This window comes from Bacillus sp. FSL K6-0993, from assembly GCF_037977205.1.
Classification (GTDB): domain Bacteria; phylum Bacillota; class Bacilli; order Bacillales; family Bacillaceae; genus Bacillus; species Bacillus subtilis.
Genome location: NZ_CP150275.1, coordinates 588,309 through 601,505, shown reverse-complemented (window position 1 = coordinate 601,505; position 13,197 = coordinate 588,309). Strand labels below are relative to the sequence as shown.

At 43.3% G+C, this 13,197-nt stretch carries 11 protein-coding genes and 1 pseudogene; 6 read left to right on the top strand and 6 right to left on the bottom strand.

The features are described from left to right. Positions 1-22: 22 nt before the first annotated feature. Entirely contained in the window at positions 23-1,231 is a 1,209-nt protein-coding gene (locus MHH79_RS03165) for a Bcr/CflA family efflux MFS transporter (RefSeq protein ID WP_015382899.1), read from the bottom strand. Positions 1,232-1,439: 208 nt separating this feature from the next. Between MHH79_RS03165 and MHH79_RS03160 the strand changes: the two genes are divergently transcribed. Both MHH79_RS03160 and MHH79_RS03155 read left to right on the top strand, forming a co-directional pair. Then, on the top strand, positions 1,440-1,934 hold the full coding sequence (locus MHH79_RS03160) for a MarR family transcriptional regulator (RefSeq protein ID WP_072557150.1): 495 nt from the start codon (positions 1,440-1,442) through the stop codon (positions 1,932-1,934). A 15-nt stretch (positions 1,935-1,949) separates the two neighbouring features. Next, positions 1,950-2,579, top strand: a complete 630-nt coding sequence (locus MHH79_RS03155) for a nitroreductase family protein (protein WP_003234135.1) — start codon at positions 1,950-1,952, stop codon at positions 2,577-2,579. Between the two features lie 147 nt (positions 2,580-2,726). On the opposite strand, the gene MHH79_RS03150 is transcribed toward MHH79_RS03155, so the two are convergent. Together MHH79_RS03150 and MHH79_RS03145 are read right to left on the bottom strand one after the other, a co-directional pair. After that, entirely contained in the window at positions 2,727-5,384 is a 2,658-nt protein-coding gene (locus MHH79_RS03150) for an MMPL family transporter (RefSeq protein WP_100506844.1), read from the bottom strand. Next, a complete protein-coding gene (locus tag MHH79_RS03145) occupies positions 5,381-5,839 on the bottom strand; it encodes a MarR family transcriptional regulator (RefSeq protein WP_015252707.1) in 459 nt (152 codons plus the stop codon). Before MHH79_RS03145 ends, MHH79_RS03150 begins: the two co-directional genes overlap by 4 nt. A 168-nt stretch (positions 5,840-6,007) precedes the next feature. On the opposite strand from MHH79_RS03145, the gene dinB reads away from it, so the two are divergent. The 3 genes from dinB (at position 6,008) to vmlR (ending at position 10,025) form a co-directional block, all read left to right on the top strand. Next, entirely contained in the window at positions 6,008-6,526 is a 519-nt protein-coding gene (dinB, locus tag MHH79_RS03140; protein ID WP_015482874.1) for a damage-inducible protein DinB, read from the top strand. 171 nt (positions 6,527-6,697) lie between these two features. After that, positions 6,698-8,074 carry an amino acid permease gene (locus tag MHH79_RS03135; RefSeq protein ID WP_014475969.1) on the top strand — a complete coding sequence of 459 codons (1,377 nt, stop codon included), beginning with the start codon at positions 6,698-6,700 and terminating at the stop codon, positions 8,072-8,074. Between the two features lie 322 nt (positions 8,075-8,396). Then, entirely contained in the window at positions 8,397-10,025 is a 1,629-nt protein-coding gene (gene vmlR, locus MHH79_RS03130; protein WP_063336275.1) for an ABC-F type ribosomal protection protein VmlR, read from the top strand. Between the two features lie 40 nt (positions 10,026-10,065). Here vmlR and MHH79_RS03125 read toward each other — a convergent pair whose 3' ends face one another. Both MHH79_RS03125 and MHH79_RS03120 read right to left on the bottom strand, forming a co-directional pair. Next, positions 10,066-10,632 (bottom strand): TetR/AcrR family transcriptional regulator, encoded by a 567-nt coding sequence (locus MHH79_RS03125; RefSeq protein ID WP_047182160.1) that lies wholly within the window; start codon positions 10,630-10,632, stop codon positions 10,066-10,068. An 18-nt stretch (positions 10,633-10,650) separates the two neighbouring features. Then, positions 10,651-11,832, bottom strand: a complete 1,182-nt coding sequence (locus tag MHH79_RS03120; RefSeq protein ID WP_063336274.1) for an MFS transporter — start codon at positions 11,830-11,832, stop codon at positions 10,651-10,653. 469 nt (positions 11,833-12,301) lie between these two features. Here MHH79_RS03120 and MHH79_RS03115 point away from each other — a divergent pair. Further along, a pseudogene (locus MHH79_RS03115) lies at positions 12,302-12,646 on the top strand (HIT domain-containing protein). 10 nt (positions 12,647-12,656) lie between these two features. Here MHH79_RS03115 and MHH79_RS03110 read toward each other — a convergent pair. After that, positions 12,657-13,130 carry a GNAT family N-acetyltransferase gene (locus MHH79_RS03110; protein WP_015382892.1) on the bottom strand — a complete coding sequence of 158 codons (474 nt, stop codon included), beginning with the start codon at positions 13,128-13,130 and terminating at the stop codon, positions 12,657-12,659. Positions 13,131-13,197 lie beyond the last annotated feature (67 nt).

The following is a 13,197-nucleotide window of genomic DNA, read 5'->3' as shown; positions in this document are numbered from 1 at the left end:
CTGACGTCATGTCAGGTTTTTTTTATGAATTCTGCCCTACTCGTTCTTTGGTTAATCCAAAAAACGCCAGTGAGCCGATGACAGCTGTCACAAACATGATCGCTCCCATCGGAACGGCTGTTGTCTCATTAATGCCTACAAGCGGTGACACGATTGAACCGAGGAGCAGCGGGAGCATTCCAAGCAGCGCACTTGCACTTCCGGCGCGGTGCCCCTGCTTTTCCATGGCCAAGGTAAACGTGCTGGTCAGAACCATGCCGATCGTAATCATGTAAATGAAAATGGATATGACTAATGTAGCAAGAGGACCGTGAATCATGGTCATGGTTAATAGCACAGCCGTCGCAATCACAGCCGTAATGACCGCTATACGAAGAAGGCTTTTTTCATGAATGATTCCGCCAAAGCGTCCGATGATAAAGCTGCCCGATATAATCGCCAGCCCGTTAATGCCAAAAAGAATACTAAATACCTGCGGAGACACCCCGTAGATGTCCTGGTATACAAAAGGCGTACCAGACACATATGCAAAGCTTCCCCCGTGAATAAATCCGACAGTTAACGCGTACCCCATAAAGGATCGATCCTTCAGCAGGCTGCCCATCGTTTTGACGGATGTTCCGATTGAGCTTGGAATCCGTTTTTCCGGCGGAAGCGTTTCTTTTAACCTCAATGCAATCAGAAGAACTAGTAAAAATCCGATGATCATGAGGACGTGAAAAATTGTATGCCACGTTGCGAACGGCAAAAGCAAAATGGCACCGCCTGTCATAGGCGCAACCATTGGCGCCACCGCGGTAATGACCATTAACAGCGAGAAAAATTTAGAAAGCTCTCTTCCGGTAAACACATCGCGGACGATTGCGCGAGACAGCACAAGCCCTGCAGAAGCAGTGAAGCCCTGTAAAAAACGCGCAGCCACTAAAGTTGTTATATTGGGCGACAGTGCACAAAACAGAGAAGATAACGCAAATAAAAAAATACAGATTAATAGCGGTTTTCGTCTTCCCTGCGCATCGCTGACTGGCCCGACAATCAGCTGGCCGATCGTAAGCCCGACCAGACAGGCTGTTAAACTTAACTGAACAAGTGAAGCACTTGCTGATAAATCTTCCGCGATTTCAGGAAAACTTGGCAAATACATATCTATATTAAGCGGGCCCAATATAGCAAGCATGCCGAGCAGAAACGCTAGTGCCAAGCGTTCTTTTCCAGTTGGATTGTGCAGCATGTTATCAAACCTTCCCTTCAACCTAGTCCCTTATATAATGGATGTCAGCTCCAACAATGGATTGAAGCCGTGAAACATTTGTATATTGTATCATAACTTTCAGCCTGTGAAAGCCGCTTGAGCACGGGCTCGGCAAAGTGACATTCCGCTGGGAGGTTTTTCGAAGATGCAAATGGCTTGCAAGATGAAATCATTCGTTGTATATTAATTGACGTGTCAATCATTGATATATCAATTAATAGTTTTGACAGGAAAGAAGGGATGGGTTTTGGCGTCATTTTGTTCAGAGGAAGCCGAGATTTTATATCAGCTGCAAGGCGTGAACAAGGTGATTGGCGTGAAGTTCGAGGCATGCACGGGCATCAGCCAATCTCGTTTGGAATTGCTGACATTGCTTTATCATGCAGATGAGATCAGTCAAAGCGACCTTCAAAAGAAAGTAAATATCGATAGCGCAGCCGTTACCAGACACCTGAAACAGCTGGAAGCCAAAGGCATGGTATCAAGGCGGCGCAAGCCTGAGGACAACCGCATCACCCTTGTTCGGTTAACAGACCAAGGAAGAGAGCGAATTGAGTCTTCTAAGAAGGAAAAGGAGCGTTTCATGAAGGAAATGCTCGCAAATGTAAGCGCAGAAGAACGCCGCCTGCTCATTGATGTGCTGGCGCGCATGCGAAACAATATAGATAATATCGAAGCTTAAGAGGAGTGTATCAACATGATCAAAACAAACGATTTTATGGAAATTATGAAAGGCCGCCGTTCTATCCGCAACTATGATCCGGCAGTAAAAATCAGCAAAGAAGAAATGACAGAGATCTTAGAGGAAGCAACAACTGCCCCATCTTCTGTTAACGCGCAGCCATGGCGTTTTCTTGTCATTGACAGCCCGGAAGGAAAAGAAAAACTCGCACCGCTTGCAAGCTTTAACCAAACACAGGTCACAACATCATCTGCTGTCATCGCTGTATTTGCAGACATGAATAATGCAGACTACTTAGAAGAAATCTATTCAAAAGCTGTGGAACTCGGTTACATGCCGCAGGAGGTCAAAGACAGACAAATCGCCGCGCTGACCGCACATTTTGAAAAGCTTCCGGCACAGGTCAACCGTGAAACGATCCTGATTGACGGAGGTCTTGTTTCCATGCAGCTGATGCTGACTGCACGCGCGCATGGCTACGATACAAACCCGATCGGCGGATACGATAAAGAAAACATCGCGGAAACCTTCGGATTAGATAAAGAACGTTATGTACCGGTTATGCTACTTTCTATCGGAAAAGCTGCAGATGAAGGCTATGCTTCCTACCGTCTGCCGATTGATACAATTGCAGAATGGAAATAAAAACAAAGAGCCCAGGAATGTTTTCCGGGCTCTTTGTTTTTAAGTACAGCCGCCGTTTGATCGTCTGACCTTTTTCGGGTAACACGTCTGAAGTTAGTCGTTTAGTCATGAAAAAAGAGTGATGACCATTCATCACTCTTCTCTCAATTATTCTTTTCCTTTCTTCCTGCCGAACGGCCACCAGTTTCCTTCTCCAAAGGTCGCAATGATTGCCGGAATGAAGAGCGGAAGTATGACAAGGCCGTAAAGCAAGAGTCCGATGATGATAACACTTGCCACCTGCATCAGTGTATTGACGCCTGAAGGCATCATCGCCGCGAACGTACCGGCCAATATAATGGCAGCTGTAATAATGACAGATCCCATTTTGCTCATTGACCTGACGACACCTTGCTGAATGCCAAGGTGCACCTCTTCCTTAAATCGATCAAGCAAGAAGATTGAATAATCTACCCCTAACGCGATCAAGATGACAAAGCTGAAGAATGGTACTGCCCAGCTGACGCCGGCGTTTCCTAAGCCGTTTACAAAAATTAATTCTGTTATGGATATCGACGTATAGTACGTCAGCAGCAGTGACGCGAGCATATAAATCGGCATGATCATGGAGCGGAACAAAATGGTTAACACGATAAACAGGCCTATAATCATGATCACCATTGTTCTGGAGAAGTCCGTTGTGGACAGCTCTTTTAAGTCCGCATTCATACTCGTGACCCCGCCGTATACGATCTGTGCATCCTCCAAAGGAGTGCCGTCAACTTCGTTTGCGACAGCTTTTTTAATTTGGTTTATTGTCGTAATAGCTTGTTCTGAGTAAGGATTTGAATCCAGAACGACACTTAATTGAACACCTTTTCCGTCCGCAAAGGAATACTGGTCAATTGACTTCTTAAAGTCTTTGTCCTTCATTACTTGATCAGGAATGAATATGCCTGTATCTCTTACAGTTGGACTTTTGCTCATGTCCTCTAACATATCACTGGAAGCTGTAATACCGTCAGAGACTTTCGTCAGGCCATCATTTGCGCTTTTCACGCCTTCGGACAGCTTCTTCAGGCTTTCTGTCAGCGTTCCGGCTTGTGCCTGCTGGCCTGAGAGCTGCTGGTTCGCTTGTTCAAGGCCGGTTTGAATCTGGCCAAGCTGTCCGCTGATTGCCGTAAGCTGCTGCACGGTCTGTGCGGTATTGCCGGTTTGGGAAATCTTTTTGCTCATGAGCTGCAGCTGCTGATTGATTTTGCCCAAGCCATCTGCCGCATCGCCCAGTGAACCGCCAGACTCTCCATTTGAGGCCGAGCCGGTTTGCCCTGCCATTTGATTCAGTCCGTTTTCTATATCCGTTAATCCGCTTTGGACATCGGCAATCCCTTTTACCGTCTTATCCAGCCCGTCTGAAACCGATCCTAGCTGGTTATCAATATATAAATCTTTGATTTTTTTACCAGTCGGCTGCGTAATGGTCATAACAGAGTCAACATGATCAACTTTCTCGATCGCTTTGCTGATATTTCCTAGATAAGGGATTGTATCAGCTGTTGTAAGATCTTTGTCTCCTTTTACGACAACATTGATCGGGAACGCTTTTCCTTCCCCGAATCCATCCTTAATGGCCTCGAGAGCTTTTATAGATTTATAATCGCTGCTGATTTCCGCAGTTGAGTCGAATGAAATCTGGTCATCATAGGTCAAGATGAACGGAAGCGTGATAATGACCGTGATGACTATAAACAGCAACGGACGAGCGACGGAATACCTGCCGAGAAACGCCCATAATTTGTTATCACTGTGCGACAGCACTTTCTTAGAAGGCCAGAATAATTTTTCACCCAGCGTCACCATAAATAATGGCAGCAGTGTGTAGAGGATGATCATTAAAATTCCCACACCGACTGCTACCCCTACTGCGGATTGGAAAATCGCAAACTTCGCAAATCCTAAGGCGGAAAATCCGATCAATACCGCAAATCCGCTGATAAATAAGGTTTTTCCCCCTGTGCGGTAAGCGATAAGCGCCGCTTCTTTTTTATCATGCCCGTTTGCCAATTCTTCACGGAATCGTGTAAGAAGCAGTATGCAGTAATCTGTTCCAATGCCGAACAGGATCGCAACTAAGAAGGTTTGCGTGAACGTCGAGATAGGAAAATCAACATTGTATACAAGGATGCCCAGTATGGATTGACTGATCAGATAAGAAAAACCGACAACCACAATCGGAATAAAAGGCGTCACAACAGATCGGAACACGATCAACAGTAAACCGATGATCAGGCAGACTGTGATCACTTCCGTTTTCTTAAGCCCTTCCTCTGAGCTGTGAGCGAAATCCTGGTTGATAAGGGAAGCTCCCGTAATATATGCCGTCAAATCATCAGGAACGATTTGATAAATCTCGTCCGCAATTTTTTCCGCCTTTTTATCAGAACCTGTAATCGTGACAGGCATGAGAACGGTTTTCTTGTCTTTCGACATCAACTGGTCTTTGACTTCTTTTTCCGCTGACAGAGGAGATGTTACATCTTCTACACCGTCGATCTTTTTGATTTTATCGATCATGGCGCGGAGCTGGTCCTCTGTTTCTTTCTTTAAAGCGTGGTCTAATGTAAAGACAACACTGATCGAATTATTGTCTTCTCCCGCTTGTTTTAAAATGGCGTTTGCCCTTTCTGAAACAGCATCAGCGGGAAGCTGGGCCTGCCCCTTTTGATTGGCCAGCTCCGTTAAGTTCGGAGAAAACAAACTCAAAACGACGGTTAGTGCTAATACTATGGCTGCAATTGCCCACTTGAATTTGATGATTGCTCTCATTCGGCAGAATCTCCTCCTTTAAATTTGCTTTTTAAAATGGTGAATATCTCGATGATGGAATGTAAGTGTTCCTCATCTATATCATCGATCAGCGGTTTGAGCGCATTAAAGATGGCAGAATCTAATTCTTCTAGTATGTGTTCACCGCTGGGTGTAATGTTAATAAGCTTAGAGCGCCTATCACTTTTTGCCGGACAGTCGTCCCATTGAACCAATCCCTTTTCGAGCAGCTTTTTCAGTCTGTTAGAGATCGCGCTCTTATGTACATTTTGGTACATGGCCAGGCTGCCGGGAGAGGTTGGGCCCTTGACTTTTAAAATTTTCAACAGGTCTGCCTGTTCCCTTGAGATATGCTTGAAGACATCCTGATTGATTTCACGATGCACAAATTCTGTCCCTTCAAGCAGGACTTCCACAAACAGGTTTATCGCCTGACATAGCTTTTGTTCATTCAATATCTTCCCCTCCTCATTATAGTTTACCCCACTAAACTTTATGTTCAATGTCAATTAGTTTACTCCCCTAAACCATATATGTCAACAGATTTTATTCACGAGCACTCTACATAAGAACCCATGTTCGTGTATAATGGAAGATATACACACGAAAGGGGGAATTTTAACATGTCAGATTTGGCATTCAAATTGTATGAATATAACGTCTGGGCCAATCAACAAATATTCAACCGATTAAAAGAGCTTCCAAAAGAGGTATACCATCAAGAAATTCAAAGTGTGTTTCCGTCAATATCCCATGTATTGTCTCATGTTTATCTTTCTGATCTCGGCTGGATTGAAGTGTTTTCCGGCAAAACCTTGAGCGATGCGTTGGCTTTAGCTGAACAGCTTAAAGAACAGACAGAGGCAAAAGAAATAGAGGAAATGGAAGACCTTTTTCTGAGGTTATCCGAGCGCTTTACACTATTTTTACAGCAAAAAGAACAGCTCAATAAGCCACTCCAGATTCAAAATCCCTCAAGCGGCATCATGAAAACAACTGTTTCCGAACTGATTCCCCACGTTGTCAATCACGGGACATACCACCGCGGCAATATCACAGCAATGCTGCGGCAGGCAGGCTACGCATCCGCACCGACAGATTACGGGCTCTACCTGTTTATGAAAAAAACTGAAAAAGCATAAGAAAGCGGCTCCCTAAATGGAGCCGCTTTTTTCGGGAAATAGTCCAAATCACATTAAAATTCTTTTCATCAATCCTTTTTTAGTAAAAAAGATAGAAATTTTAGTGTTATAATAATCATTAAAAATAGATTGCTGACTCAATAAACAATTTTCAATGGAGGAACACATAAAGTGACAGACGACATGACGAAAGACAATATAAATCAGCAAACGTTGCAGAGAGGCTTGAAAAACAGGCATATCCAGCTCATCGCCATCGGCGGAGCCATTGGGACAGGCTTATTTCTCGGCTCAGGCAAATCGATTCATTTTGCCGGACCGTCGATTTTATTTGCTTATATGATCACAGGGATCATTTGCTTTTTAATTATGAGATCGCTGGGTGAACTGCTGTTATCAAACTTGAACTATCACTCTTTTGTGGATTTTGTACAAGACTACCTAGGCGATATGGCAGCATTTATCACCGGCTGGACATATTGGTTCTGCTGGATTTCCATTGCGATGGCTGATCTGACAGCAGTCGGGCTCTACACTCAATATTGGCTCCCGGGTGTGCCGCAATGGGTGCCTGGCTTAATCGCTCTTATTATTTTACTGATTATGAATCTGGCGACAGTCAAGCTTTTTGGAGAATTAGAATTTTGGTTTGCTTTGATTAAAGTCATTGCCATTTTGGCGTTAATCGTCATTGGCCTTGTGATGATTTTCAAAGGCTTTTCCACAAGCTCAGGAGTGTCCAGCTTCACAAACCTCTGGAGCCACGGAGGCCTGTTCCCGAATGGCATGCACGGGTTTATCCTCTCGTTCCAGATGGTTGTGTTTGCTTTTGTCGGCATTGAGCTTGTCGGGCTTACAGCCGGTGAAACAGAAAACCCTGAAAAAGTAATCCCTAAGGCGATTAACAATATTCCTGTCCGTGTGCTGCTTTTTTATATCGGGGCTCTTCTCGTGATTATGAGCATCTATCCTTGGGATGTCATCAATCCCAGCGAAAGCCCATTCGTACAAGTATTTGTCGCGGTTGGCATCGTCGGGGCTGCAAGTATTATCAACTTTGTTGTGTTGACATCCGCTGCTTCAGCATGCAACAGCGCTGTATTCAGTACAAGCCGTATGGTCTATTCCCTGGCGAAAGATCACAATGCGCCTGAGTCAATGGCGAAACTGACTCAGCGTAAAGTGCCTAGAAATGCTTTATTCTTTTCGGCTATCGTGATTTTAATCGGTGTTACGTTAAACTACATTATGCCAGAAGGCGTATTCACCCTGATCACAAGTATTTCAACCGTATGCTTTATCTATATTTGGGGGATTACGGTCATCTGCCATATGAAATACCGCAAAACAAGACCTGAATTAGCGAAAACAAACAAGTTTAAGCTTCCGCTTTATCCGTTTACAAATTACCTGATTCTTGCGTTCCTGGCGTTTGTTCTGGTTGTGCTGGCACTGGCACAGGATACTCGTGTTTCCTTATTTGTCACACCGGTTTGGTTTATTTTGCTGATTGTGATTTATAAAGTGAGAAAAGCGAAGCATCAATAAGACTCGAAACTCCTGCCTTAAAAATGAGAGCAGGAGTTTTTTTGATGAAAATGACCTTTGCTTTTGAATTTGAAGGTATGCTATAGTATTTGTAATCAAACAAGAAGGGATGATGGGTGGACAATGATTAACTAATCTTATTTTTACCGTTTGAAATCAATATTTCAAATCAGAAAAAATAGGATTAGTCTGCCCATTTTCTATATATACGACACTGCTATTTATAAATAAATAGCTTATTTGATCATGCAACGGCGCGGCTAATCCTTCCAACACATTTTGGGAGGATTTTTTTATTCTCCCTTTAAAGCGAGGGATATGGATGAAAGAGATCGTAACATTAACAAATGTCAGCTATGAAGTGAAGGATCTGACTGTTTTTAAAAACATAAATGCCAGTGTTCAGCAAGGAGATATCATTGGGATTATCGGCAAAAACGGTGCTGGGAAATCTACGCTGCTGCACCTCATTCACAATGACTTAGCCCCTGCACAGGGACAAATCCTTCGGCAGGATATAAAAATGACGATGGTTGAACAGGAAACCGCGGCGTATTCCTTTGCGGATCAGACACCTGCCGAAAAGAAATTATTGGAGAAATGGCGTGTGCCCGTCCGTGATTTCCAACAGTTAAGCGGCGGTGAAAAACTGAAAGCGCGGCTGGCGAAAGGACTATCAGAGGATGCAGATCTGCTGCTGTTAGATGAACCGACAAACCACCTTGATGAAAAAAGCTTGCAATTTCTCATCCAACAGCTGAAAAGTTATAGAGGCACTGTAATTCTTGTTTCTCACGATCGTTATTTTTTAGACGAAGCCGCAACAAAAATATGGTCGCTTGAGGATCAGACGCTGATTGAATTCAAAGGGAATTACTCCGGGTATATGAAGTTCCGGGAAAAGAAAAGACTCGCCCAGCAGCGTGAATATGAAAAGCAGCAAAAAATGGTTGAACGGATTGAAGCACAAATGAATGAGCTCGCTTCTTGGTCGGAAAAAGCCCACGCCCAATCGACGAAAAAGGAAGGGTTTAAAGAATATCACAGGGTAAAAGCGAAGCGTACGGATGCCCAGATAAAATCCAAGCAGAAGCGGCTTGAAAAAGAGCTGGAAAAAGCAAAGGCGGAACCCGTTACCCCAGAATATACAGTCCGCTTCTCATTCGATACAACCCACAAAACAGGAAAACGTTTTTTAGAAGTTCAGAATGTAACAAAAGCGTTTGGAGAAAGGTCCCTCTTTAAAAACGCAAACTTTACAATTCAGCACGGCGAAAAGGTAGCGATCATAGGACCCAATGGCAGCGGAAAAACAACATTATTGAAAATCATTCTGGGACAGGAAACGGCTGAGGGAAGCGTATGGGTATCGCCGTCCGCAAATATCGGCTATTTAACGCAAGAGGTGTTTGATTTGCCTTTAGAACAAACACCGGAAGAGTTATTTGATCATGAAACATACAAAGCAAGAGGGCACGTTCAAAGTCTGATGAGACACTTAGGTTTTACAGCTGCCCAATGGACTGAACCGATCAAGCATATGAGTATGGGTGAGCGTGTAAAGATCAAGCTGATGGCATATATGCTGGAGGAAAAAGACGTGCTGATTTTAGATGAGCCGACAAACCATCTCGACCTGCCTTCACGCGAACAGCTGGAAGAAACACTGTCACACTACAGCGGCACATTGCTGGCGGTTTCACATGACCGATACTTTCTCGAAAAAACAACAAACAGTAAACTCGTCATCTCAAACAACGGCATCGAAAAGCAGTTAAACGACGCTCCTTCAGAAAGAAATGAGCGGGAGGAGCTTCGATTAAAGCTTGAGACAGAAAGACAAGAAGTGCTGGGCAAGCTCAGTTTTATGACGCCAAATGATAAAGGGTACAAGGAGCTTGATCAGGCTTTCAATGAGCTTACGAAACGAATGAAAGAGCTGGATCAATAGCGTGTAGGGGATACCAAGGGCTGTTCGCCCTTGGTATTTTTCAAGCTTTTGCCTTCAGCCCTCGCCAAAAAATATCGAAGGAAATCTCTAAAGACCGCTCAAATGATTGTTTATTCTCATAAACCAGCTGAATGTTCAGCCCGTCAAAAAGAGTGATGAAGGCTATCGCACACTTCTCGGGCGGACAGGTGATGACCGATTCTTTAAAAACAAGTGCAACCCGGCTTTTCAAAGCATGCAGAAACATCAAGTACTGGGCTGAAATAAAATCACTTACTTCAGCAGGAGCCTTAAACGACATCGCCTGCAAAAAGGCTACATTGGGCATAGCATGAAAGCGCACCTGTGTTTCTTTTAAAAAATCATATATAAGATTCTTGGCTGGCATATGCTTTCGTGATTCAAAAAAATCATTGATAAACGCTACTTCTTCTTCAACAATCTCGGGGTATACTTCCATCAGCAGATCCTTTTTTGACGAGAAATGGTAGGACAGAGATTGTTTCCGAATTCCTAATTCTTTTGCAATATGCGCCATTTTGACTCCCTCGTAGCCAAGTTCATTAAATTGGCGAACGGCTGTGCGTTTTATATTCTCACGGGTCACTGTTCTGCCCTCCCCAAATTATTTCATCCGTTTTCTCTTGGAACAGATAAATAAAATATATAATAAAAGAAACAACAGGTACACCAAAATAGAAGCGATATAAAGCTCCCGATAAGAATAAATCGTTGCCACCACACCTAATAACAATGATCCTCCGCCAATTCCCATATCAAAAAAATTAAAGAATGTCCCCATAGCATCCTCATGTTCATGCTCTTCTACAAGATTGATACACCATGTCTGGATAGCCGGAAATATTGAGCCGAACCCAAATCCGTAACATATCGCCGCAGTAAAAAACATTGCATTGGTTTGGGCAATATATAATATTGAAAGGCCTGCTATTGAGAATATTGATGCGGGGATAAGGATGGCTGCCGCTCCGAATCGGTCAAATATTTTCCCGGAGATAAGACGTATAAAAAAACTGGCTGCTGCAATCAGAAAGAAAAACATTCCGACACTTCGGAAACCCTTTTCGATCGCATAGAGCGCAAAGAAGGACATAATCCCAGATGCAGCAATGCCGACTAAAAAAATTAGAAACGAAGGAAACAGCACACGTCTTTCTAACACCTTTATCTTTATCCTTCCCTTTTCACCCGTGTCTTTTGCTTCAGGCCGCCTCCGCACAAGTGCAGCCATAAGCACTGCCAGTAAAAGAATGGACATCCCGCCTAGAAAAAGCCTCTCAAAATCATAAAGCTCCAGTGCTGAGATACCAATCATAGGCCCAACCGAAACAGCAATCGTTTCGCCTACCCCAAAATAGCCAATCCCCTCGCCTCGGCGCTCCTTCGGAATAATCTCCGCGGCAATCGTCGCAAAATAAGTAGTAGCTAATCCAAAACCGGCACCATGTATTAAGCGAATGAGCAATAGGACGCTCACATCTGACGCCAGATAATATGCACCGGTTGAACAGGCACTGATAACAATTCCAAATATAAGTAAATTTTTTTTATTAAATCGTTGAGCCAAAACCCCTGCAAAAGGACGTATGGCAATGGCAGATATCATAAAAATCCCTGTAACCAATCCGACTTGCTTTGCCCCGCCTCCGATAGCAGTTACAAACAAAGGCAATGTCGGCAATAACATTTCAAACACCATAAATAAAAATGCATTTGAAAGCGTGACAATAATAAATGATATAGACCACATTTTTGCAGCATGTATTTTTTCCGCCTGTAACTCCATGAGCTTCTTCTCCTTTTCTGTTGATCGATTTAATTGGTTACACTCACTTTATCTGACTATAGTCAGATTGTAAACTGGAAATCCACGAAAAAATTATGATAACCACTTATTTTTAAATGTTTTCACTCAAAAAAACTGACAATAGTCAGACTTCCAAATGGAAGAAAATAAGTTTGATTCGATCGTTATAGGCGAGAAGCTCCGTAAAATGTTGACGATTTCAATAATAATGCACATAAAAAAAGAACAACACACGTTGTCCTTGTTTATATCTTAAAGTACCCTGTCACCACTTCCAGATAGGCATTTCCATACTGGAGGAAAGGATCAGAGCCTGCTGCCGTCATAGGACACCATTTTGTTTTCAAACATCAAAACGAACTGAAAATGATAAAAAGTGTTCCCCTAAATCAAATGCAAAAGAAGGGAAATAACGGAAGACAGTAGAAGGATAAACCCAACAAACAAAATGAAGATGGATCATATGACTGAAAACTTTTACTGTGATGAGGTATTTAGCGGCAAAACGAAAGTGAATAAGGTAATAGAGACGGATAACATATTGGCTTACTATCATACAAAGCCTTTTTATCCGGTTCATATTGTGGCTGTTTCCAAGAGACATATCTCTTCGTTAATCACCTTGTAAGAGTCCGATCATGACTTACTTCTTGAATTAATGAGTGTCATTCAAGAGGTCGCTTCCATGGTGACGGACGAAAAAGGCGCATGCCGTGTAATCACCAACTTAGGAGCTTACCAGGACTCTAAACATTTACATTGGCATATTGTGTTTGGAGAACCGCTTAAGTAAGCGTCTGGGGTCAGCACAGCTGTTTCCGCATACGTATATTGGTCATGGCATAACCCATCTTCTGATAAAGATAGACGGCTGTCTCGTTGTGTGCAAATACATGTAGAGCCAGCCTTTCCGCACCAAGCTCTCTTGCTCTTTCATCAAGCGTTTGAAGCGCCAATTGAGCAAGTCCTTTTCCGCGAAAGGCTTCATACAATCCAAAGGAATAGATAAACGCTTCCTTTTGCGGATGAAATGGATCAGCATACAGCCAGAGCCAGCCCATTCTTTCCCCTTGGTCATTTGTGATGTTCCAAAAATAATGATTGCTGCTGTCTCGCCCATTCGGAATCATGTTCTCATATGCTTGCTCCGATTTCTCAAATGCCTCTTTTTCCGTCCAAGTTCCTGACGTTATGTTTTGTTTCGCATAATTTTGCACGGACATCCCGCGAAAGGCTTCGAACTCTTCCTCAGTCATGTCTTCCAAAGTTAATGCCATCCTGTATTCCTCCTTTATAAAAAAGCCCAGCTGATGCCGGACGAATAACGCAGAAATGGAGCTCTAT

Coding starts and splice junctions, on each gene's coding strand:
- MHH79_RS03120 (WP_063336274.1), bottom strand. CDS start 11,832: ATGGAGTTACAGGCGGAAAAAATACATGCTGCAAAAATGTGGTCTATA.
- MHH79_RS03155 (WP_003234135.1), top strand. CDS start 1,950: ATGATCAAAACAAACGATTTTATGGAAATTATGAAAGGCCGCCGTTCT.
- MHH79_RS03150 (WP_100506844.1), bottom strand. CDS start 5,384: ATGAGAGCAATCATCAAATTCAAGTGGGCAATTGCAGCCATAGTATTA.
- MHH79_RS03165 (WP_015382899.1), bottom strand. CDS start 1,231: ATGCTGCACAATCCAACTGGAAAAGAACGCTTGGCACTAGCGTTTCTG.
- dinB (WP_015482874.1), top strand. CDS start 6,008: ATGTCAGATTTGGCATTCAAATTGTATGAATATAACGTCTGGGCCAAT.
- vmlR (WP_063336275.1), top strand. CDS start 8,397: ATGAAAGAGATCGTAACATTAACAAATGTCAGCTATGAAGTGAAGGAT.
- MHH79_RS03110 (WP_015382892.1), bottom strand. CDS start 13,130: ATGGCATTAACTTTGGAAGACATGACTGAGGAAGAGTTCGAAGCCTTT.